20 protein-coding genes are annotated in these 22,198 nt (G+C 64.8%); 4 read left to right on the top strand and 16 right to left on the bottom strand.

Annotated features, from left to right (window positions below):
* Window positions 1-5 precede the first annotated feature (5 nt).
* The 3 genes from AC1Q6Z_RS31670 to AC1Q6Z_RS31660 all read left to right on the top strand — a co-directional run bounded on the left by AC1Q6Z_RS31670 (window position 6) and on the right by AC1Q6Z_RS31660 (window position 3,705).
* Complete coding sequence (locus AC1Q6Z_RS31670) at window positions 6-1,244, top strand: saccharopine dehydrogenase family protein (protein ID WP_492650267.1); 1,239 nt, start codon at window positions 6-8, stop codon at window positions 1,242-1,244.
* A gap of 99 nt (window positions 1,245-1,343) precedes the next feature.
* A complete protein-coding gene (locus AC1Q6Z_RS31665) occupies window positions 1,344-2,201 on the top strand; it encodes a LysR family transcriptional regulator (protein ID WP_492650266.1) in 858 nt (285 codons plus the stop codon).
* Window positions 2,202-2,304: 103 nt separating this feature from the next.
* The gene (locus AC1Q6Z_RS31660) at window positions 2,305-3,705 is read left to right on the top strand and encodes an amidohydrolase family protein (protein WP_492650265.1); all 1,401 of its coding nucleotides are present in this window, start codon (window positions 2,305-2,307) and stop codon (window positions 3,703-3,705) included.
* 40 nt (window positions 3,706-3,745) lie between these two features.
* Here the strand turns inward: AC1Q6Z_RS31660 and AC1Q6Z_RS31655 are convergent, their stop codons facing one another.
* From AC1Q6Z_RS31655 to AC1Q6Z_RS31585, 15 genes are all read right to left on the bottom strand, one after another.
* Complete coding sequence (locus tag AC1Q6Z_RS31655; protein ID WP_256118408.1) at window positions 3,746-4,798, bottom strand: sulfate/molybdate ABC transporter ATP-binding protein; 1,053 nt, start codon at window positions 4,796-4,798, stop codon at window positions 3,746-3,748.
* 16 nt (window positions 4,799-4,814) lie between these two features.
* A complete protein-coding gene (gene cysW / locus AC1Q6Z_RS31650) occupies window positions 4,815-5,678 on the bottom strand; it encodes a sulfate ABC transporter permease subunit CysW (RefSeq protein WP_439616467.1) in 864 nt (287 codons plus the stop codon).
* Entirely contained in the window at window positions 5,668-6,531 is an 864-nt protein-coding gene (gene cysT, locus AC1Q6Z_RS31645) for a sulfate ABC transporter permease subunit CysT (protein WP_256118406.1), read from the bottom strand. Before cysT ends, cysW begins: the two co-directional genes overlap by 11 nt.
* Window positions 6,532-6,536: 5 nt before the next feature.
* Window positions 6,537-7,562, bottom strand: coding sequence for a sulfate ABC transporter substrate-binding protein (locus tag AC1Q6Z_RS31640; RefSeq protein WP_492650264.1), 1,026 nt, complete (start codon window positions 7,560-7,562; stop codon window positions 6,537-6,539).
* 239 nt (window positions 7,563-7,801) lie between these two features.
* A complete protein-coding gene (locus tag AC1Q6Z_RS31635; RefSeq protein ID WP_492650263.1) occupies window positions 7,802-9,112 on the bottom strand; it encodes an FAD/NAD(P)-binding protein in 1,311 nt (436 codons plus the stop codon).
* 68 nt (window positions 9,113-9,180) lie between these two features.
* On the bottom strand, window positions 9,181-9,666 hold the full coding sequence (locus tag AC1Q6Z_RS31630) for an RrF2 family transcriptional regulator (protein WP_492650262.1): 486 nt from the start codon (window positions 9,664-9,666) through the stop codon (window positions 9,181-9,183).
* Between the two features lie 64 nt (window positions 9,667-9,730).
* Entirely contained in the window at window positions 9,731-11,086 is a 1,356-nt protein-coding gene (locus tag AC1Q6Z_RS31625) for an FAD/NAD(P)-binding protein (protein ID WP_492650261.1), read from the bottom strand.
* Window positions 11,087-11,273: 187 nt separating this feature from the next.
* A complete protein-coding gene (locus tag AC1Q6Z_RS31620; RefSeq protein ID WP_256118401.1) occupies window positions 11,274-12,311 on the bottom strand; it encodes an ABC transporter permease in 1,038 nt (345 codons plus the stop codon).
* Window positions 12,308-13,825 (bottom strand): sugar ABC transporter ATP-binding protein, encoded by a 1,518-nt coding sequence (locus AC1Q6Z_RS31615; RefSeq protein ID WP_492650260.1) that lies wholly within the window; start codon window positions 13,823-13,825, stop codon window positions 12,308-12,310. Before AC1Q6Z_RS31615 ends, AC1Q6Z_RS31620 begins: the two co-directional genes overlap by 4 nt.
* 56 nt (window positions 13,826-13,881) lie before the next feature.
* Window positions 13,882-14,955, bottom strand: a complete 1,074-nt coding sequence (gene torT / locus AC1Q6Z_RS31610) for a TMAO reductase system periplasmic protein TorT (RefSeq protein ID WP_492650259.1) — start codon at window positions 14,953-14,955, stop codon at window positions 13,882-13,884.
* 38 nt (window positions 14,956-14,993) lie between these two features.
* Complete coding sequence (locus AC1Q6Z_RS31605; RefSeq protein ID WP_492650258.1) at window positions 14,994-15,965, bottom strand: 5-oxoprolinase subunit C family protein; 972 nt, start codon at window positions 15,963-15,965, stop codon at window positions 14,994-14,996.
* Complete coding sequence (locus AC1Q6Z_RS31600) at window positions 15,955-16,830, bottom strand: 5-oxoprolinase subunit B family protein (protein WP_069062901.1); 876 nt, start codon at window positions 16,828-16,830, stop codon at window positions 15,955-15,957. Before AC1Q6Z_RS31600 ends, AC1Q6Z_RS31605 begins: the two co-directional genes overlap by 11 nt.
* Window positions 16,830-18,215: an acetyl-CoA carboxylase biotin carboxylase subunit gene (locus AC1Q6Z_RS31595; RefSeq protein ID WP_492650257.1), complete on the bottom strand. Its 1,386-nt coding sequence runs from the start codon at window positions 18,213-18,215 to the stop codon at window positions 16,830-16,832. The genes AC1Q6Z_RS31600 and AC1Q6Z_RS31595 overlap by 1 nt, the downstream gene beginning before the upstream one ends.
* Window positions 18,212-18,454, bottom strand: a complete 243-nt coding sequence (locus AC1Q6Z_RS31590) for an acetyl-CoA carboxylase (protein WP_256118395.1) — start codon at window positions 18,452-18,454, stop codon at window positions 18,212-18,214. The genes AC1Q6Z_RS31595 and AC1Q6Z_RS31590 overlap by 4 nt, the downstream gene beginning before the upstream one ends.
* Window positions 18,455-18,530: 76 nt before the next feature.
* The gene (locus AC1Q6Z_RS31585; RefSeq protein WP_256118394.1) at window positions 18,531-19,307 is read right to left on the bottom strand and encodes a 5-oxoprolinase subunit PxpA; all 777 of its coding nucleotides are present in this window, start codon (window positions 19,305-19,307) and stop codon (window positions 18,531-18,533) included.
* Window positions 19,308-19,564: 257 nt separating this feature from the next.
* On the opposite strand from AC1Q6Z_RS31585, the gene AC1Q6Z_RS31580 reads away from it, so the two are divergent.
* Window positions 19,565-20,467: a LysR family transcriptional regulator gene (locus tag AC1Q6Z_RS31580; protein WP_256118393.1), complete on the top strand. Its 903-nt coding sequence runs from the start codon at window positions 19,565-19,567 to the stop codon at window positions 20,465-20,467.
* Window positions 20,468-20,470: 3 nt separating this feature from the next.
* Here AC1Q6Z_RS31580 and AC1Q6Z_RS31575 read toward each other — a convergent pair whose 3' ends face one another.
* Window positions 20,471-21,964 carry an amidohydrolase family protein gene (locus AC1Q6Z_RS31575; protein WP_492650256.1) on the bottom strand — a complete coding sequence of 498 codons (1,494 nt, stop codon included), beginning with the start codon at window positions 21,962-21,964 and terminating at the stop codon, window positions 20,471-20,473.
* Window positions 21,965-22,198 lie beyond the last annotated feature (234 nt).

The raw sequence follows: 22,198 nt of genomic DNA, 5'->3' as shown, positions 1-22,198 counted from the left end.
CCGACATGAAAAAGAACGTGCTCATCATCGGCGCCGGCGGCGTCGCACAGGTCGTGGCGCACAAATGCGCCCAGAACAACGACGTGCTCGGCGATATCCATATCGCTTCGCGCACCAAGGCGAAGTGCGACAGGATCATCGCGTCGGTCCATGAGAAGAAGGCGATGAAACAGCCGGGCGTGCTGGAAGGCCACGCGCTGGACGCACTCGACATCGAGGCGACCAAGGCGCTCATCCAGTCGACCAAGTCCCAGATCGTCATCAATGTCGGCACCGCCTTCCTCAACATGTCGGTGCTGCGCGCCTGCATGGATACGGGCGTTGCCTATATCGACACCGCGATCCACGAGGAGCCGGGCAAGATCTGCGAGACGCCGCCGTGGTACGGGAACTACGAGTGGAAGCGCGCGGCCGAATGCGCGGAGAAGGGCATCACCGCCATCCTCGGCGCCGGCTTCGATCCGGGTGTGGTCAACGCCTATGCGAAGCTCGCCAAGGACGAATATCTCGACACGGTGACGGACGTCGACATCGTCGACATCAATGCCGGCAGCCATGGCAAATATTTCGCCACGAACTTCGACCCGGAGATCAATTTCCGCGAGTTCACCGGCGTCGTCTATTCCTGGCAGAACGGCCAGTGGCAGACCAACAAGATGTTCGAGATCGGCAAAGATTATGACCTGCCCGTCGTCGGCACGCGCCGCGCCTATCTCTGCGGCCATGACGAGGTGCATTCGCTGGCGAAGAACATGGACGGCGCGAATGTGCGCTTCTGGATGGGTTTTGGCGACCACTACATCAACGTCTTCACCGTGCTGAAGAACCTCGGCCTGCTCTCCGAGCAGCCGGTCAAGACCGCCGAAGGGCTGGAGGTCGTGCCGCTCAAGGTCGTCAAGGCGGTGCTGCCGGACCCGTCGTCGCTTGCACCGAACTATGAAGGCAAGACCTGCATCGGCGATTACGTGAAGGGCCTGAAGGACGGCAAGGAAAAGACCGTCTTCATCTACAATGTGGCCGATCACAAGGAAGCTTACGAAGAGGTCGGTTCGCAGGGCATTTCCTACACCGCCGGCGTGCCGCCGGTCGCCGCCGCGATGCTCGTCGCGACCGGCGAGTGGGATGTGAAGACGATGGCGAATGTCGAGGAGCTGCCGCCGAAGCCGTTCATCAATCTCCTGAACCGCATCGGCCTGCCGACGCGCATCCAGGACGAAGACGGCGACCGCGCCGTCAGCTTCTAAGCCTGACAAAACCGGCCGCGCCTTGCGTGCGGCCGGCCCCTTGGAAGCGACGTCCGCATTCACTACAAGAAGCGACCGCCAACACTTGGGCAGCGGACGATGAATCGGTATCCCATGTTCAGCCCGCAGCTTCTGGTCAGCTTCGTGGCCGTCGCAGAGACCAGCAGCTTTACCCGCGCGGCGGACCGGGTGTCGCTGTCGCAATCGACCGTCAGCCAGCAGGTACGCCGGCTGGAGGAACTGCTCGGCAAGGCGCTGTTCGAGCGCACCTCGCATGAGGTGCGGCTCACCGAAGAGGGCATCAAGCTGCTCGGCTATGCGCGGCGCATCATCGCGCTCAACGAGGAGGCGCATGATGCGCTGACCGGCCCATGGCGCGACGGCGTGCTGCGGCTCGGCATGCCGGAGGATTTCACCGTGCCGACGGTCGACCTGCTGGCGGCCTTCAAGCGGGAACATCCGCATCTCAGGCTCGACGTCACCAGCGGGCTCAGCCCCGACCTGCATCGGGCCTATCTTCAGGAAGAGCTGGACCTGGTGCTTGTCAAGCAGCGCCGCGTGCACCTGCCGCGCGCCGCCCGGCCGGAGCCGCTGCTCTGGCTCGACAGCCAGGAACATCCAGCCATCGAACAATCGCCGGTGCCGCTCGCCGTCTTTCCGGTGAACGGGCTCTACCGCGAAGAACTGTGCCAGACGCTGGACGGGCTCGGCATGCGCTGGCGCGTCAGCTATAGCGGTGCGGGGCTGGCGGCCATTGCCGCGGCCTCTGCGGCAGGGCTCGGCGTCAGCCTGCTGCCGGCAAGCTGCCGCCTGCCCGCGCATCGGGTGCTGGGCGCGGCCGAGCACCTGCCGCCGGTCGACGATTTCGAACTTGCCCTGTTCTACCGCGATACGGCCTCCACGGTGGCGCTGGATCTCGCCGAACGGCTGATCGCCTTTTGCGGTCTCTCGCGCTGAACAGTGGCGAATCGAATAGCCAGCATTGCCAAATGTCGCTGCCATGCGACAGCCCCGTCTCCTAGAATGCGTCATTCCTTCCAAGCTTGACCAGGAGACGATGTTGCAACATGCCATATCGCAGAGCCGCAGGGCCTTTCTGAGCCGCATCGGCCAGTTCACCACCGCCGCCGCAATCGCCGGATTGACCGGCGGCATCAGCCGCGAGGCCGCGGCGCAAACGACCGATTGTGCCCCGGAGAATGCCGTGACCGCCGTGAAAGACAGCCATTACCTGCTCGCCGACGTGCGCCTCGAAGAGGGTTTCGAGCGGGACGACGATGTCGTTGTCGCCACACGCACGGCGCTCCATACGCTGGAGATCAAGGATGGCAAGATCGCCGCGCTGCATGGCGCAGGCGCGACGCTGCCCGCCGGCTTGCCGACCTACCAGGCAAATGGTCAGCTTGCGCTGCCCACCATGCGCGACATGCACATCCACCTCGACAAGACCTTTTACGGCGGCCCCTGGCAGGCACCCCGTCCGCGCCAAGGCAAGACGATCATGGACATGATCGCGCTGGAGGAGAAGCTGCTGCCGCAATTGCTGCCGACCTCCGTCGAGCGCGCCGAGGGGCTGATCGCGCTCCTGCAATCCAAGGGCAGCACGATCGCGCGCAGCCATTGCAACATCGATCCGGTGAGCGGGCTGAAGAGCCTGGAACACCTGAAACGGGCGCTGGAGAAGCACAAGGACGACTTCGTCTGCGAGATCGTCGCCTTCCCGCAGCACGGCCTCTTGCATTCCAAGGTCGACGGGCTGATGCGCGAGGCCATGCAGATGGGCGTCGAATTCGTCGGCGGCCTCGACCCGACCAATGTCGACAGCGCCATGGAAAAATCGCTCGACGCGATGTTCCAGATCGCGCTCGATACGGGCAAGGGCGTGGACATCCACCTGCACGAGACGAGCCCGGCCGGCGTGGCGGCCGTCAACTACATGATCGATACGGTCGAGAAGAACCAGGCGCTCAAGGGCAAGGTGACGATCAGCCATGCCTTCGCTTTGACGACGCTGGCGCCCGAACAGCTGGAAGAGACGGCGGCGCGACTGGCAGCAAACGGCATGACGATCGCCTCCACCGTGCCGATCGGCGGGCTGATGATGCCGCTGCCGCAGCTTTCCAAGGCCGGCGTCTTCGTGATGACCGGCACCGACAGCGTGATCGACCACTGGTCGCCCTTCGGCAGTGGCGACATGCTGGAAAAGGCCTATCTCTACGCCCAGCTCTATCGCGGCTCGGACGAGTTCCACCTGTCCCGCTCGCTCGCCATTTCGACCGGCGGCGTGCTGCCGCTCGACAATGACGGCAACCGCGCCTGGCCGAAGGCCGGCGACGAGGCGGGCTTCACGCTGGCCGCCGCAAGCTGCTCGGCAGAAGCCGTCGCCCGCGTGGCGCCCCGCGGCGCAACGTTCCACAAGGGACGGCTGGTCGCCGGCGGCGTCGGCAGGGCCTCATCATAACAACCGAATGCAAAAGGCCGGCTTGAAGCCGGCCTTTTTGTTATTCAGCGAAGAGTTTCCAGCGCGTCGGCTTGAAGCGGATGATGGTTCCGGTCGCGGCCTGGGCATCGAGGGGAATTTCGATCTCGACATGGTGGGATTCACCCTGCCTGGAAATGTCGAGGTCGGCGATGCGGGTTCCGGCGAGGCGACGGGAGGTGGCGACGCGGCCTTCCAGCGCCGGGGTCGCCGGGTCGGTGACGAGGGTGACGTCCTGCGGGCGGAAGAACAGGGTGCCGCTGCCGCTCTGGATGTCGTTCGCCTTCGGGGCGATGCCGATCGGCTCGTCCTGGAAGCGCACGGCATTGTCCGCGACGGTGACGGGCAGGCTGGCGCTGTCGCCAATGAAGGAGAAGACGAAGGGCGAGTTCGGCCGGTCGTAGACGTCGTCGGACGAGCCGACCTGCTCGATCTGGCCCTGGCTCATCACCACCACGCGGTCGGCGAGTTCAAGCGCTTCTTCCTGGTCGTGCGTGACGAAGACGGTGGTGTGGCCGGTGCGGTCGTGGAATTCGCGCAGCCAGCGGCGCAGTTCCTTGCGCACCTTGGCGTCCAGCGCGCCGAACGGTTCGTCGAGCAGCAGCACCTTCGGCTCGATCGCCATGGCGCGGGCGAGCGCCACGCGCTGGCGCTGGCCGCCGGAGAGCTGGTTGGGATAGCGCTTTTCAAGGCCGGAGAGCTGCACCATGTCGAGAAGATCGCTGACCCGGCGACGGATTTCCGTCTTGGGCGGGCGTTCACCGCGCGGGCGCACGGTCAGGCCGAAGGCGATGTTGTCGGCGACCGTCATGTGGCGGAACAGCGCGTAGTGCTGGAAGACGAAGCCGACATGGCGCTCCTGCACGGTGCGATGCGAGGCGTCCTCGTTGCCGAAGAAGATCTTCCCGAGGGTGGGCTGTTCGAGGCCGGCGATGAGGCGGAGCAGCGTCGTCTTGCCGGAGCCGGAGGGGCCGAGCAGCGCGATCAGTTCGCCGGAACGGATGTCGAGCGAGACATCGTTCAGTGCCGGGTAGCGGTCGAATTCCTTGCGGATGTTGGAAACCCTGACGTCCATGGAGGGCTTTAGCCTTTCAATGCTTGCGGCCGGCAGCGATTTCCGCGCCGTAGTGAAGTTCAAGGACCGTCTTGACGACGAGCGTGACGAGAGCGAGTGCCGCGAGCAGCGACGCCACCGCGAAGGCTGCGACGAAATTATACTCGTTGTAGAGGATCTCGACATGCAGCGGCATGGTGTTGGTAAGACCACGAATATGGCCCGAAACCACCGAGACCGCGCCGAACTCGCCCATGGCGCGCGCATTACAGAGCAGCACGCCGTAGAGCAGGCCCCATTTGATATTGGGCAGCGTCACATACCAGAAGGTCTGCCAGCCCGACGCGCCGAGCGACAGTGCCGCCTCCTCGTCGCCCGTGCCCTGCTCCTGCATCAGCGGGATCAGCTCGCGCGCGACGAAGGGGAAGGTGACGAAGACGGTGGCGAGCACGATGCCGGGCACGGCAAAGAGCACCTCGATGCCATGGCTCTTCAACCACGGCCCGAGCACGCTGCCCGCACCGAACAAGAGCACGTAGACGAGGCCGGAAATGACCGGCGAGACCGAGAACGGCAGGTCGATCAGCGTGGTGAGGAAGGCCTTGCCCTTGAACTCGAACTTGGCGATCGCCCAGGCCGCCGCCACGCCGAAGACGAGGTTGAGCGGCACGGCGATGACGGCGACCAGCAGCGTCAGCCGGATGGCGGCCAGCGTATCCGGATCGTTCATCGAGGCGAAGAATTCGCCCGGCCCCTTGCGGAAGGCCTCGATGAAGACGGCGGCAAGCGGCAGGAGCAGGAAGAGCGCCAGGAACAGGAAGGCGGCGGTCATTAGCGCGTAGCGGGCGAAGGGCGCTTCCGTCGTCGGCGAGCGCAGGCGGCGGGATGAATTAGGCGCCATGACCGTACCTCCTGCGGCTCCAAGCCTGGATGAGGTTGATGACGAGCAGCATGGCGAAGGACATGCTCAGCATGATCGTGGCGATCGCTGTCGCCGCACCATAGTTGAACTCCTCCAGCCGGATGACGATGAGGAGCGGCGCGATCTCGGACACATAGGGAATGTTGCCGGCGATGAAGATGACTGAGCCGTATTCGCCCACGCCGCGAGCGAAGGCCAGCGCGAAGCCCGTCAGGATCGCCGGAGACAGGCCGGGCAGCAGCACGCGATAGACGGTCTGGAAGCGGTTGGCACCCAGCGTTGCGGCCGCCTCCTCCACCTCGCGGTCGATCTCTTCCATGATCGGCTGCACCGTGCGCACCACAAAGGGCAGGCCGATGAAGACGAGCGCGATGACGATGCCCGTCGGGTTGAAGGCCGCCTTGATGCCGAAGACGTTCAGCACCTGGCCGACCCAGCCGTTCGGCGCATAGAGCGCGGCAAGCGCGATGCCCGCCACCGCCGTCGGCAGCGCGAAGGGCAGGTCCACCACCGCGTCAACGATGCGCCGGCCGGGGAATTCGTAGCGCACGATGACCCAGGCGACGATGACGCCGAAGACCACATTGACGAGCGCCGCGATGAAGGCCGTGCCGAAGGACACCTCCAGCGCGTTGATCGTGCGCTCATCGGTGAGGATAGCCAAAAACTCCGCACCGGAAAGCGAGGCGGAGCGCCAGACGAGGCCGGCGAGCGGGATGAGGATGATGAGGGTCAGATAAGCGAGCGAAAAGCCGAGCGTCAGTCCGAAACCCGGAATGACACTCGGCTGTCTCACGCGCCACCGCACCGAAGCAGCAGCAGATGTCGTCAAAGGACTTAGTTCCCCGGCTTGTAGATCTGGTCGAAGACGCCGCCGTCACCGAAATGCTCGGGCTGTGCCTTCACCCAGCCGCCGAAGATCGGATCGTCGATCGTCACCAGCTTAATGTCCGGAAGCTGTTGCAGCAACTCAGGCTTCACCAATTCGCGCTTCGACGGACGGTAGAAGTGTTTCGCCGCAATGTTCTGGCCTTCCTCCGAGTAAAGATATGTGAGGTAGGCTTCGGCCTGCTTGCGCGAGCCCTTGGCATCGACATTGCCGTCAACCACCGCGACCGGCGGCTCTGCGAGGATCGAGATCGGTGGAGCGACGATGTCGAAGGCATCCGCGCCGAACTCGGCACCGGCCAGATAGGCCTCGTTCTCCCAGGCGAGCAGCACGTCGCCGATCTGGCGCTGTGCAAAGGTGGTCAGCGAACCGCGTGCACCCGTGTCGAGAACCGGCGCGCGCTTGAAGAGTTCCGCGATGTAAGCCTTGATCTTGTCCTGGTCGCCGCCGTATTCCTGGTTCGCCCAGGCCCAGGCTGCAAGGTAGTTCCAGCGGGCACCACCCGAGGTCTTCGGGTTCGGGGTGACGATCTGCACGTCGCCCTTCACCAGGTCGCCCCAGTTATGGATGCCCTTCGGATTGCCCTTGCGAACCAGGAAGACGATGGTCGAGGTGTAGGGCGAAGAATTGTTCGGCAGGCGGCCGCGCCAATCCTTGTTGATCTTGCCGGTCTTTTCGGCGATCGCGTTGATGTCGCTTTCGAGCGCCAGCGTCACCACGTCCGCTTCCAGCCCGTCGATCACCGAACGTGCCTGCTTGCCGGAGCCGCCATGCGACTGCTGCACCGTCACGTCTTCGCCGGTCTCAGCCTTCCAATGTTTTGCGAAGGCCTCGTTATATTCCTTGTAGAGTTCGCGCGTCGGGTCATAGGAGACGTTGAGCAGCATCGTCTGTGCAAACGCTCCCGTCCCCCCCCCGAGCACAAGCCCGACACCCACCACGAGAGCCCCAAATCGTTTAGCCAATATCGACATTCTCCAACCTCCTGGATCGTTATCCCTCATAAACCCTAGTGAATTAGTAGAGTTAGTCAACAACGCCCCGGCAACTCGCAAAACGGGTTCCAAACGAGCCGTAAAGGCGCAATGGAAGACCTGCGGAGTCCCGCCGCAGGCGAACGGTTCATCCCACGATGCCGACGACCACGCAAAATGCATCCGCGGAAAACCGCTGTTTTTGCCGCGCCGCCCAAACTTTTTTCGGCAGAGAGGCTTCAGCGGTGCGAGACGCGGGCAAGCCCCTGCGGTGCGATGTCGAGCACGGCCCGGTAGGTCTGCCGCACGGTTTCGGCGAAGGTGAACGGGCCGGGGCGCAGGCTGGAGGCGATGGCGCCGACCACCGACAGCCCGCACAGCGCCTCGCCATGGCTGAGCAGGCGGCCGCAATCATCGACCGTCAGCGTCGCGGCATCGCGGGCGATGAGCCCGGCAAGCGCGCGGGCGGACGGCATCTCGCGGCAATCGATGGTGTTCTCGTCGGCGGATTTGGGATCGCAGGGCGGCACGAAACGGGTGCGGCCGGTCTCGAATTCGGCGCCGAGGCGGCGGTGCACATCACGGGCGATGCGGACGGAAAAATGCCGGTGCAGGCGCAGGAGATGGCGGCGATAGTGGTTGCGCTCGGCCTGGGGCAGGTTGCGCCAGACGACGGACAGGCGGGCGGAGGCTGCATCGACGACGGTCTGCCACTGGCCGCCGTCGCGCGCCTCCGCGGCGCTACACTCGTTGCGGATATAGCGGAAGGCATCCTTCAGCGAGCGGGTGGCCGGCGGTTCGCCGAAGGCCATGCCCTCATACCCGCGGCCATGCGGCTGCGGCAGGCGGCCCGAGGCGGCGGCGACATGGATTTCTCCGGCAAAACCGCGCGCCCGCAGGTCGAGGAGGATGGCGGCAAGGCGCGGGCCATTGCCGACCAGCGTCAGCGGCGACGAGTCTGCCCGCTGCGACAACCGCTCGGCTGCGGCTTCGGCGCCTCGCCAGGAGGCGGCCTCGCGCTCGGCGATGCCGAAACCGGTGGCGACGACGGCATGGTCGAATTCGGCGCTCTCGCCATCGCGGAAGGCGACGCGCAGGCCCGTTCCCGCCACGCCGATATGGCGCACCGCGCCGCGGAAGGTGCGGATGCGCACGTCGCGGCGCAGGCTCAGCGCCTCGCCGAAGCGGGCCATCACATAATCGCGGAAGACGGCGCGCGGCACATGCAGATCCTGCGGCCCGCGCAGCGCGGCAACAGCGCCGCCCGCAAGCAGGCTGCCCTTCAGCCACTCGGCGAAATCATCCGGGCGATCGGGCAGGACGGAGAGGTCGCGGGCCGGCTCCGTGGTCAGCGCCTTGCCCGCAGGGCCATCCCCGAAAGCGCCCGGCGCATCCTCGGCATCGATCAGCCAGGCCTCGAAGGGGCGATGAACCCGCCGCATCAGCGCGATCGTCGTGGCAAGGCCCGACGGCCCGGCACCGATGACCGCAATGCGCATCGCCGGCACGGACGAAGCCCCCTCTTCCCTCACGGCCCTTTCGAAGAACATGCCCTGTCCTTTCCCTCACGGTGAACGAGAAGCCAGACCACCATGATAGCGCGGCTCGATATAATTTTCTACCTTTTTAGTAGAATAATGGAAGCCCGCTTGGTGCCGGGCGAATCCGGCGTGCCGGCGGCGGTTTCCGGGGGTTCATGCAGGAAATCCGCCAGCGTCGTGCCGTCGAGGATTTCACCGGAGGCGGCGGCGACCTTGGCAAAGACCCGGCGCACGGCGCAGAAGCGGTCGTCGCGGCAATCGGCGCAGCGCTGGTCGCCATCATTGGCAAGGCAGGCGAGCGGCACGAACGGGCCTTCCAGGATGCGCAGCACCTCGCCGAAAGCGATATCCTCCGGGCGCCGCAGCAGCCGGTAGCCGCCGTGCTGGCCGCGCCGGCTCACCACGAGGCCGGCATGTTTGAGGTCGAGCAGGATCTGTTCGAGGAATTTTTTGGGGATCGCCTCACGCGCCGCGATCGTGCCGATCTGCACGGTTTCGCCGGGACCGGCCCGGGCGAGCGCCAGGAGCGCGCGCAGGGCATATTTGGATTTCTGTGCGATCATGGCGGGGTGCCACGCGTTGCAGGCGCGGAACCGGCTTGCCATTCCTGGCGCCGGCGCCGCCTGCTCATCCGGCCGCGACCAATGCGCCGATGCGGGTGGCAACCGCGCGGGCCTGGACGCGGATATCGGGAACCGCGGTGATCTCCCAATGGCGGCCGGCGGTGAGCGGCCCGAGCGCGAAGAAACGCGCGTTGCTGGTGTCATCGGCGGCAAGAACGCTGTCCTCGTCGTCGACGGCGATGCCGAGGCCGTGCGGATCGGCCCGCACGAGGCCCTTTTCCGAGAGGCTCTTCAGCAGGGGCGAGGCGCTGACCGTACATCGGTCCAGCCCGGTGCAGTTGACCACCAGGTCGGCCGTCACCGACGCGCCCCCGCGCAGATCGACGGCCAGCCGGCCGTCTTCCCGGCGCAGCGCCTCCAGCCGCCCGCGGTGGATGACGAGCTGGCCGGAGCGGCGAAGGTCGTCGATCTCCTCGGCAACGGCAGGCGCCATGCGGTGGCGATGAACATTCCAGAAGGAGGCGGCATGGCGCAGGAAGCGGCTGCGTTGCGCCTCGCTCAGGGCCTGCCAGAATTCATGCGTCGTGTGGCGCAGGCCATCCATGACGGCCCGCCAGTCCGGCGCGGCGATGGCCTGGGCGCGCAGCGCCGCGAGCATGGCGCTGATTTCGCTTTCGCCCGGGACAAGCACGGTCTCCACCGGATCGGCACGGCGCGCGAGGTGCGCCTGCGGCAGCAGGCCATGCCGCGACACGGCATGCAGGGTGCCGCGAAAACCGCGGCGCTTCAAAAGCAGCAACTGGTCGACCGTGGTGAGGCCGGTGCCGACGAAGAGCACGTCTGCATCCGCCGGCAGGAGCTCCCACCAGGCATCGGCCCAGGGATCGTGCACGACGGACCCGCGCACCGCGGGCGACAGCGCCTCTTCCGGCAAAGGCAGGCGGCGCGTGCCCGCGCCCGTACACAGTGCCGAAGCACGCGCGGAAAGGCGCGTGCCATCCGACAGCGCGAAACACAGCCCGCCATCCTGTTCCGCTTCGGCGCTGAGCGCCTCGGCATCGACGAGGGTGAGGGCTGCGCGATTGCCGGTGCGCTTCAGCGCGGCATCGAGGCAGTCGCGGACATAGTTGCCATAGATCCGGCGCGGCACGAAATCGTCCGCCGACCAGGGATAGCCCTCTTCGGCCAGCCAGGAGAGGAAGTGATTCGGACGGTCGGCGAAGAGGCTCATGCGGCCGGCCGGCACGTTCAGGAGGTGGCACTCGGCCTTGGTGGCGTAAGCGATGCCCCGGCCCTGCGCGGCCGCTTTCCCGACAAGGCTGACCTTTGCGGTCGGCGGCAGCTGGTCGATGAGGTTGAGTGTCAGCGCAACGGCCGAAAGGCCGGAGCCGATGACGGCCACATCCGTTTTGAGCGTCATGCATTCCCTCCTGCGAAGACCGTGGCCGGCAGTCTAATCAGATTTATCCAGTAAATCTATAGACTATTATCGGCCAAAATCTGCAAGGGAAACGATGCAGGCGAGGAGCGGGTTCCGTGAAGTTCCCGCTCCATTCTAGAGCCGCATTATCCGACGCCAAAGCGATGCCGCTTTCGCTGGAAATGCTCTAGCGGCTGCCGACCAGCATGCGGTAACGCAACTGGTCGATGACGACGGCGAGCACGAGCAGGCTGCCGAGCAGCACCATCTGCATGTAGGAGCCGATCTGCATGATGTTCATGCCGTTCTGCACGAGAACGATGAAGAAGGCGCCGAGCACCACGCTTTCGACACGGCCGATGCCGCCGCGCAAGGACACGCCGGCGATGACGCAGGCGGCGATCGATTCGAGCGCGATGGTGCCGCCGAGATTGGTCTCGCCGCTTTCGACGCGCGCCGTCAGCAGGATGCCGGCGAGCGAGGCGAGCAGCGCGCAGACGACATAGGCGATGAACAGCGTGCGGCGGGTATTGATGCCGGACAGATGCGCCGCCTTGATATTGCCTCCGACGGCATAGATCTGCGCGCCGGTGCGGGTGCGGTTCATCAGGATCCACATGGCGGCGATCGCCAGAAGCGCGACGAGCACCGGCACGGGCACGCCAAAAATGCGGCCGAAGCCGAAGAATTCGCCGAACTCATAGGGCAGGCCCGAGACCGGCACGCCGCCGGTGATGAACAGTGCGATGCCGGCACCGACCGACTGCACGCCGAGCGTCATGATGAAGGGCGAGACGCTGAAGCCGGCAATGCCGATGCTGTTGAGCGTGCCGATCAGCAGCGCCGAGCCGAAGCCCGCGGCAAGGCCGAGCGCGATGACGAGCCAGACGGCATCCGGAAACATGCCGGACGCCGCGACCATCGCCGTCGCCGACACCACGGAGGTCAGCGCGATCGCCGTGCCGACGGACAGGTCGAAGCCGCCGGTGATGAGCACCAGCATCTGCCCGAGCGACACGAGGATCAGGTAGACCGACTGGCGCGCAACGTTCGTGAGGTTCTGCACCGACAGGAACTGCGTCGAGGCGAGCGTGAAGATGATGAGGGCGGCGACGAGGAAGAACGGCAGGACGCCGGCGCGCACGAAGACGGTGCGCAGGAAGGCGAGGATCGGCGAGCCGGCCGAAGCCTGTGTCTCCGCCACCGGTTGGGCGCTGGTGTTCATGCGTCTGGCCTTTCATGGGAGAAGAAGGAGGCGAGGATTGTTTCCTCGTTGATGGCGTCGCCCTCAAGCTCCGCCGAAATGCGGCCGGCGGAGAAGACGACAAGGCGGTGGGCAAGGTTCATGGCTTCGGGCAGATCGGAGGAGATGACCACGACGGCCTTGCCGGCCTCCGCCAGTTCCTTGATCAGCCGGTAGAGGGCTGCACGCGTGCCCATGTCGACGCCGACGGTCGGTTCGTCGAAGATGTAGAGGTCGTAGTCGCGGCCGAAACCCTTGCCGAACAGCGCCTTCTGCTGGTTGCCGCCCGACAGTGTCGAGATGGCGCGGCCCATGTAGTTTTCGGGAATATCGACACGCCGGGCGATACCATCGGTGATGGTGCGCAACTTTGCCGGCGAGAGCGCGCCGAGGAAACCGGAGGCTTCATCGCGTTCAAGCGCACCGAGATCGATGTTGCGGCGGGTCGTTGCCGACAGCATCAGCCCTTCGGACTTGCGGTCCGGCGGCAAATAGAAGACGCCGTCGCCGACGAAGCGGCGGGTCGGCGCATGGGTGACGTCCCTGCCCTTCAGCGTCACGGAGCCGGCCTTGATCGGCAGCAGCCCGACGGCGGCCCGCCAGGTGCGCGACTTGCCGCTGCCGACGAGGCCGGCGACGCCGAGCACCTCGCCTGCCCGGACATCGATATCCACGCCGCCGACACCCCAGGCCTTCAGGCCGCGGATCGACAGCAGCACGTCGCCATCCGGCTTACGGGCGATCGTCGGGTAAATCTCGTCGATGGCGCGGCCCGTCATCATCTCGACGAGCGCCTTGGGAGACAGTGCATCGACGCCGACCGTGCCGATCAGCTTGCCGTCGCGCAGCACCGTGATGCGGTCGGCGATCTGGGAGAATTCCTGGATGCGGTGGGAAATATAGACGATGCCGACGCCGCGGGCCTTCGCCTCGCGCACGATGCGAAACAGCGTTTCCGTCTCTCGTTCAGTGAGCGAGGCGGTCGGCTCGTCGAGGATAAGGATGCGCGCCTCGGAATGGATCGCCTTGGCGATTTCCGTCATCTGCTGTTCGGCGCGCGAGAGGCTGACGACGGAGCGGCGCACGTCGATCGGGAAGCCGAGATCGGCGAAGAGCTTTTCGGCACCGCGGCGCATGGCGCCCTTGTCGGTGAAGGGGCCGCGCTTCGGCTCGCTGCCGAGATAGATGTTTTCCGCCACGCTCATGGTCGGCACGAGCGAAAATTCCTGGAAGACGGCAGCGACGCCGTTCTTCTTGGCGTCCCCCACCGAGGCGAAGGAGACCGCATCGCCATTCAGCAACAGCGTGCCTGCCGTCTGCGGATAGACGCCGGACAGGATGGAGATCAGCGTCGACTTGCCGGCACCGTTCTCGCCGAACAGCACATGCACTTCGCCCGGCATCAGCGTGAAGGACACGCCATCCAGCGCCTTCACCCCCGGAAATGACTTGGTAATGCCCGTCATCTCGACGAGCGGCATCGCGGAACCGGTCACCCTCGTCCCCTCTCCTATGGCGACCCCGGCGAATGCCGGGGCCGCATTGGGTTCGCTTAGTTCACGCCGAAGACCGGCTTGAAGCCGTCCGGCGGCAGGATGTTGGTCTGCAGCACGGTCTCGACATTCGACGGATCGACGACGAAGATTTTTGGCCCGACATGCTTGGTGAGTTCCTTGCCTTCCAGCGCGCGCACCGCCTGGTCGATGGCGATACGGCCCTGGATGACCATGGAATCGGCCGGGGCTGCGAGGATGAAGCCGCGCTTGATGCCCTCGTAGACGCCGGGCGTCATGTAGAAGGCGAGAAGCTCGACCTGGCCCTTGAGGCCGCGTTCGCGGATGAGGCCCTGGGCGGCTTCCGCCGTCACCGCCGTGCCGGCGATGTAGCGCACGTCGGGCTCTGCCTGCAGCACGTCCTCGACCAGCTTCAGTTGCGCTTCCTTGCCGGTATCGCCGAACTTCGGATCGAGCACCTGCACGGCGGAGCCGGCAACGGCTTCCATGAAGCCCTTGTTGGCGGCTTCCACCCAGCCCGCACCGGCCGGGCCTGGGAACCAGCCGACCTTGACCGGATCGCTGCCCGCCGGGTGCTTCTTGGCGAGGTAAGCGCCGGTCTCATGGCCCATCGTGTAGAAGGAGACGAGCGACTTGGCCGTGACGTCCGGCGAGGAAATGCCGTTGATGACGTCGATGACCGGGATGCCCTTCTTGGTGACTTCCGAGACGAGATTGTTCAGGCCATCGAACGAGATGGCGCCGATCACCACGGCCTGCGCGCCGCCGGCGACGCAATCCTCGATCTGGCTAATCTGCTTGGCGAGTTCGGTATAGCCGCCGGCATCGACGAGGTTCATCTTGACGCCGAGGTCCTTCGCCTGTTCGGCGACGCCATAATCGACGCCGAGCCAGTAGGCATCCTTCATATGCGGGAAGGAGACGCAGATGTTCCAGGGCTTTTCGGCCTTGGCGAGCGGTTCATACTTCACGTCGACCGGCTTGCCGTCCGCGGCAAACGGCGGCTCGATCGCCTGGGCGTCATAGGGATACCAGGTCTCGGCCACGGCCGCGCCGTTGAGCGCGAAGGCCAGGGCCGTGGTGGCGAGTGCAGTTCTGACGAGCGTGTTCATTCTAGTTCCCTCTCTTGTTTTGATGAATGCGTTTGGTGTCAGTTGAAGGTCGCGCGCAGCCTCTCCAGAAGTGCGGCACGGTCCTTGCGGGCGGCGAGCGCTTCTTCCATCGTCACCTTGACGAAGCGGGTGGGCGTGTGCGGCTGAAGCTGGCCGATCAGGTCCATGTCGGCGGAAATGACCGTGCCGACCATGAAATAGCCGCCGCCGGAGACGGCATCCCGGTGCAGGATGATCGGTTCCGTGCCGCCCGGCACCTGGATCGAGCCGTAGGGGTAGCAGCTATCGACGATGTTCGACGGGTCGGAGCCCGCGCCGAAGGGCTGCTCGCGCTCGACGAAATCGAGCTTGCGGCCGCCCTTGAAGCGATAGCCCATGCGGTCCGCCTCGTTCGCCACCTTCCATTCGTCGGCGAAGAAGTTTTCCTGCGATTCCTCGGTGACGCGGTGCCAGTAGAGGCCCGGCAGCACGCGCAGTTCCGCCGGCATGCCGGGCTTGCGACGCAACTCCTCGGCAACCGTCTTGCCCTCGTTGGCAAGGCTTCCCTTGCCGACCGGCAGTTCGTCACCCGCGGCGAGCGGCCGGCCCTTGAAGCCGCCGAGCGCGCCGATCGGATAGGTCGAGCGGCTGCCGAGCGCTTCCGGCACGTCGATGCCGCCGGAGACGGCGATGCAGATGCGGGCGCCGGATTTCAGGAAGTCGAAAGTCAGCGTCTGGCCGGCCTTGACCTTGAAGGCGGTCCAGCCGGGTTGGGCAACGCCATCGACCTTGGCCGGCATGTCGGCGCCGGTAATGGCGACGAGCGCGTCTTCGGTGAATTCGAGTTTCGGGCCGATGAAGACTGCTTCGAGGCCGGCGGCACCCTCGTCATTGCCGACGAGCAGGTTTGCCGCGCGCATCGCGTAGCGGTCCATCGCGCCGCCGACGGGGATGCCGAGGTGGAAATAGCCGGGGCGCCCGAGATCCTGGACGGTGGTCGCGAGACCGTGGTGGAGAACCTTAATGGCCATAGAGCATGCCCTCCAGCTTGGCGTTTGTGCCGTCGATATCCTTCTGGAATTCCCTCAGATCGAAGCTCACCTCGCGGATCGGGGGAGCGAAGCGGCCCTTGTCGACATCCTCGACCGCCTGGTCATAGGCATCGCGGTCGATCGGCTTGAACTTCACGATGTCGCCGGGGCGGAAGAACACCATAAAATCGCGCAGATAACTGGTCGTCTGGGTCGGGTCGAAGATCGGCATCGGCGTGATGCCGAACATCTGGTAGCCACCGGCACCGCGCACCGAATAGATGCAGCCGAAGCAGCCGCCATGGCCGACCGTCAGTTTTGGCGTGTCCGTGCGCGGGCGCAGGTATTTCGGCACCTGGATCTGCCGCTGGCGCTCGACCATCTGGTACATGAAGGGCAGGCCGGCGACGAAGCCGACCATCGAGACGAACCAAGGCGAACCGGAATGGGCGCCGACGAAATCGTCGACCGAGCCGTAATCGTTGATGCGGGCGGCGTAGTCGAGGTCGGTGCCCGTCGGGTCCTGATGGCGCTCGCGAAAGCGCATCAGTGTTTCGTGCGTCCAGGGATCGTTATAGAAGACGGGGATTTCGACGATGCGGGTCTTCAGAACCGGCTCGGCCTTGGCGGCCGCGCCCTCGATCGACTTCACTTCCTTCAGGATATCGTCGGGATGGATGATATCCGGGTTGAACTTGATCTGGAACGAGGCATTGGCCGGGCAGATCTCCGTGACGCCCTTGATGCCGCTTTCGCGCACGCCCTTCGCCATGGAGAGGCTCTTGAAGAAGGCTTCGAGCGACATGTCTTCGCTGCATTCGACGAAGAGGTGCTCATCGCCCCCGAATGTGTATCTGATGCTCATCAGGCAACCTCCGCAGTCGCGCCGGCTTTCGCGGCGAATTCGGTTTCAAGCCATGTTTCGAGGAAGCGGGTATCGAAGGCGCCGCGCCGGACGCTGTCGTCCTCGGCAAGTGCCAGATGCAGGGGCACCGTCGTCCGGATGCCCTCGATCGTCAGGCCTTCGAGCGCGCCCTTCAGCTTCTTGAGGCAGGCATCACGCGTCTCGGCCCAGACGATCAGCTTGCCGACGAGCGAGTCGTAGAAGGGCGGGATCGTGTAGCCTTCGTAGAGCATCGTATCGAAGCGGATGCCCTCGCCTTCCGGCACGGCGAGCCTGGTGATGGTGCCCGGTGCCGGCAGAAAGCCCTTGGCCGGGTCTTCGGCATTGATGCGGCACTCGATGGCGTGGCCTTCGGCCTGCACATCCTCCTGGCGGATCGACAGCGGCGCACCGCCGGCAATGCGGATCATTTCTTCGACGAGGTCGATGCCGGTGATCATCTCGGTGACCGGATGCTCGACCTGGATGCGGGTGTTGACCTCGATGAAGTAGAACTCGTTCGTCACTTCATCGAAGAGATATTCGACCGTGCCCGCGCCGCGGTAGCCGACCTCGCGGGCAAGCGCCACGGCGCTGTCGCAAAGCCGGGTGCGCACATCGGCGGGCAGCAGGAAGGACGGCGCCTCTTCCCAGACCTTCTGGCGGCGGCGCTGCAGCGAGCATTCGCGCTCGAAACAATGGATGAAGTTCTTTCCGTCGCCGAGGATCTGCACCTCGACATGGCGCGCCTTGGTGATGACCTTCTCCAGATAAAGTCCGCCATCGCCGAACGAAGCCAATGCTTCCGCGGAGGCCTGTGGGAAATGGCGCTCCAGGTCGGCGAGGTCGGCGGCGATGCGGATACCGCGACCGCCGCCGCCTGCCGCCGCCTTGATCATGATCGGGAAACCGGTCTTCGCCGCCACGGCCCGGGCTTCCTCGATCGTTGCAAGGCGTCCAGCACTGCCCGGCACGGTCGGAACACCGGCCTTGGCAGCAACCTCACGCGCGGCGACCTTGTCGCCGAGCAGACGGATCGCGTCACCCTTCGGGCCGATGAAGATCAACCCCGCCGCTTCCACCGCATCGGCGAAATCGGCATTTTCCGACAGGAAGCCGTAACCCGGATGCACGGCATCCACGCCGGCCGCCTTGGCGGCGTTCACCACCGCCTCGATGTTGAGATAGGATTTTTTGGGCGCCGGTGAGCCGATGTCGACGGCCGCATCGGCGAGCTTCACCGCCAGCATGTCGGCATCCGCGGCGCTATGGACCTGCACGGTGCGAATGCCCAGCGCCTTCGCCGCCTTGATGATGCGCACCGCGATCTCGCCGCGGTTGGCAACGAGGAGCGAGCGGATCGTCATGCCTCCACCTCGGCGATGACCTGGCCGGCCATGACCGGCTCTTCATTGTCGACGAGGAAGGTGATGTTCTTGCCGTCGACGCCTGCCGGCACTTCCTGGAACGTCTTCATGACCTCGATGAGCCCGATCGCATCGCCGCTCGCCACGCTGGCGCCATCCGCCTTGAACGGCGGCACATCCGGCGAGGAGGCCCGGTAGAAGGTGCCCGGCAGGGGCGATCTGATCTCGATCTTGCTCATGTCTCTCTCCACTGAAATGTTCAATTTTCTCGCAATTCCGAACGCAAAACCGCTTCACACTTTTGCTGGAATTGCTCTAGTGCCCAGCCACATCGGAGACGGGCGTTATACGAATGCCTTCGGCAACGAGCGCCTCGCGCATCTGGCGCACGATGTCGAGCGCGCCGAGCGTGTCGGAATGGAAGCAGATGGATTCGAAGTCGATGGCGATGTCGTTGCCCTTGACGGTCTTGACCTTGCCTTCCTTGCAGGCGCGCACGACCTTGCGGGCGATGGCCGCGGGGTCCGGCCGGCCGGCATCGCGGGTGAAGACGATGGAGCCGCTGTCGTCATAGTCGCGGTCGGCGTAGAATTCGCGCACGACCGGCTGGCCGACCTCCATTGCCGCGCGCCAGGTGGCCGAGCCCCCCATGCAGAAGATGTAGGCGTTCGGCTCCACGGTGCGCATGTATTGTACGAAGATCTGCGACAGTTCCGGATTGACCGCCAGTTCCATGTAGAGCGCGCCGTGCGGCTTCACATGCTGGAGGCGGGCGCTGTGACGGTGGGCGAATTCCTTGATGGCGCCGACCTGGTAGACCATGTCGTTGACGAGTTCCTTGGCGGTGCCGGCGATCTTGCGGCGGCCAAAACCCTGGAGGTCGTTGTAGCCCGGATGGGCGCCGATGCCGACGCCGTGCTGGGTGGCAAGCCGGACGGTCTGGTCCATCAGGCTCGGATCGCCGGCATGGAAGCCGGCGGCGATATTGGCCGAGCTGATCAGCGGCATGAGGGATGCGTCATCGGTATCCCCGACGCGCCAGCGGCCGAAGGCCTCGCCCATGTCGCAGTTGATGTCGACTACCTCACGCAATGTCTCTTCCCTCACATGCTTTTGTCGGACGAGGGAAACGCTAGGCCATCTATCTTCATTTGAAAAATTCTATTTTTACATATATGAATTCTGAAAATCAGAACATGATGCCCATTTTTATTGCGCTGCAAAAACAAGGTAAAACAGTTGGATAGGTTGGCAATGCCCGCAATGGAGCGGCTTCGTGCCCATTTCGATATCGCCTGTTCTGATTTTTTGATACCGCTTCGCGAGAAACCAGATAGGGGCACACAGCCTTGACGATCAGCCTCAGACAGATCCGCTACTTTGTCGCGACCGCCGAGCTTGGCCAGATCTCGCAGGCCGCCGTCGACCTGTCGATTTCCCAGTCCGCAGTGACCACGGCGATCAAGGAGCTGGAGCGCACCGTCGGCGTCAGCCTGTTCCTGCGCACGCCGCACGGCATGGACCTGACATCCGCCGGCCGGCAGTTCCTGTCGCATGCCTATGAGATCCTGAAGAAGGTCGACGAGGCGATGCATCTCAACGTCGTCAGCAGCGAGATCGAGGGCACGCTGACCGTCGCGGCGACCTATACGGTCATCGGCTATTTCCTGCCCCTGCATATCGAGCGGCTGCGCCGGCTGTTTCCGAAGCTGGAAATCCAGCTTTTCGAGCTCAATCGCGAGTCGATCGAGGAAGGGCTGCTCAGCAACCGCTACGACATGTCGGTGCTGCTCACCTCCAACATCCTCAATCCGGCGCTCATCACGGAAAAGGTGCTGAGCTCGACGCGCCGCCTCTGGCTGCCGGCGCAGCATCCCCTGCTACAGGCCGAGACGGTGGGGCTGCGCGAGATCGCGGAAGAGCCCTATATCATGCTGACGGTGGACGAGGCGGCGCATTCGGCGCTGAAATACTGGAGCGCCACGCCCTACCAGCCGCGCGTCATCCTGCGCACGTCCTCCGTCGAGGCGACGCGATCGCTCGTCGCCAACGGCCAGGGGGTGGCGATCCTCTCGGACATGGTGCACCGGCCCTGGTCGCTGGAGGGCCGGCGCATCGAGACGGTCAATATCAGCGATCCGGTGCCAGCGATGGATGTCGGCCTCGCCTGGCGCCGCAACATGGAACTCTCGCCGCCCATGCTCGCCTTCCGCTCCTATTTCCAGCAGGCCTTCCACCTGCCGGAGCGGTAAAACTTAGCGGCGAAGGCGCGGATAGCTGGAGGAGAAGATCTGCTCGACCGGCGGATGGCCATAGGTGCGCTCGGGATAGCGCGCGACGAGGCCGTCGAACTGGCGTTGCGCCCTCTCCTGCTCCGCCTTGGCGTCGAAGCCGGGGATCTTGCCATCAACCATGACGAAGCGGCCATCGATGATGACATTGGTCACGTCGCGACCGGAGCCCGACATCATCAGCGTCTGGATCGGGTCGATGACGTGGCCGATGCGGTCGTGGCCCATGTCGATGACGATGATATCCGCCTTGGCGCCAGGCTGGAGCCGGCCGAGATCGGGCCGCCGCAGCGCATCCGCGCCGCCCAGCGTGCCGGCGTCGAAATAGTGTTCCGAACGCACGCTGTCGATCGAGCCATCCATGACGCGCGACAGCAGGATGCCGACCTGCATGTTCTGGATAAAGTCGCTCGGCCAGGTATCCGTGCCGAGGCCGATGCGCACACCCATGTCGCGGAATTTCGAAAAACTGTCCATGAAGCCGGCGTGGCGGGCCGAGACGATCGGGCAATGCACCAGCGTCGCGCCGGCATTCTTCAGGATATCGAGGTCGCGGCCCGGGCGATCGACATTGCGCGTGCCGGCGACGAGTTCGCCATGCGGCAGCAGCATCCGCTCGTTCAGCACGCCGAGCGACTCCAGCCATTCCAGCGGCGTCATGCCATAGGCGCTGGTGATGCGGTCGAATTCCAGCTCCGACTGGCAGCAATGCTGGCGGATCGGGATATCGAGGTCGCGGCCGGCATCCGCCGTGCGGCGCAGCAGCTCGGGCGTGCAGGTCTCGATGCGGTCGGGCGCCAGCATGGCGCGCACCAGCGGCGAGGCCTCAGCTTCGATGCGCTCGGCAAAGGCGAGCGAGGCGGCAAAGCTCTGGAAGCCGCGTTCCTCGTCATAGTGGAAGGCGATCTTGCCGTTCTCGTCGACATAGCTGTTGCCGGTGCGATAGGCCGGGCCGAGATAGACGCGCAGGCCGAGGTCGTGCGCCGCATCGGCGGCGGCGGAGAATTCGGCATCCGTCTCGCCCCATTCGCGGTAGAACAGCGAGGCGATCGGCAGCGCGGTGGTGACACCGTTGCGGATGAGCTGGGCGAAGGCGTAGCGCTTCTGGAAGGCCAGTTCTTCCTGCGTGTACATCTCGTAGGCGCGGTCCATGTAGCTCTTCGGCCAGACCCGGCCCTTCTTCCACGAGGGCTGGTTGTCGAAGGCGAGCACGGTCGTGTCGAGATCTGACAGTGCATCGAGATCGATGAAGCCGGGCGAGAGGATGGCATTGCCGTAGTCGATACGCTCTGCGACCTCGCCGGGATAATCGTGCCCGACGAAGACGACCGTATCGCCCTCGAAGACCACGACGCCGTCGTCGAAGATGACGTGGCGGCCGTCCCGGTGGCCGACCACCCAGCGGGCCGTGAGGAGAACCGGACCGTCGATGCGGCCGGATGCGGGAAATGTCGTCATGATGCTCGTTCCATCCTTCTAGCCTTCGGTGCCATTTCCGCTGTCGGGGCACGCATGCAATAGCTTTAATCTATGGGATGCAATTATTGTATGCATATCTTCGCGAAGCAAGCCGCATTTCTTCGAGTGTAAAGAGGTGTCGCCATTGGTGAGAAGGAATATGCGCCGGAGGCTGGTCTTCGGCCCCATACGATCCCGCGCGCGGCGCGCGAACCGGTGGACAGAATCGGCCTT

The organism is Shinella sp. GW835-FHT14H05, assembly GCF_058793575.1.
Note: the sequence above shows the minus strand (reverse complement) of the source record. Positions and strands in the feature narration are given on the sequence as shown.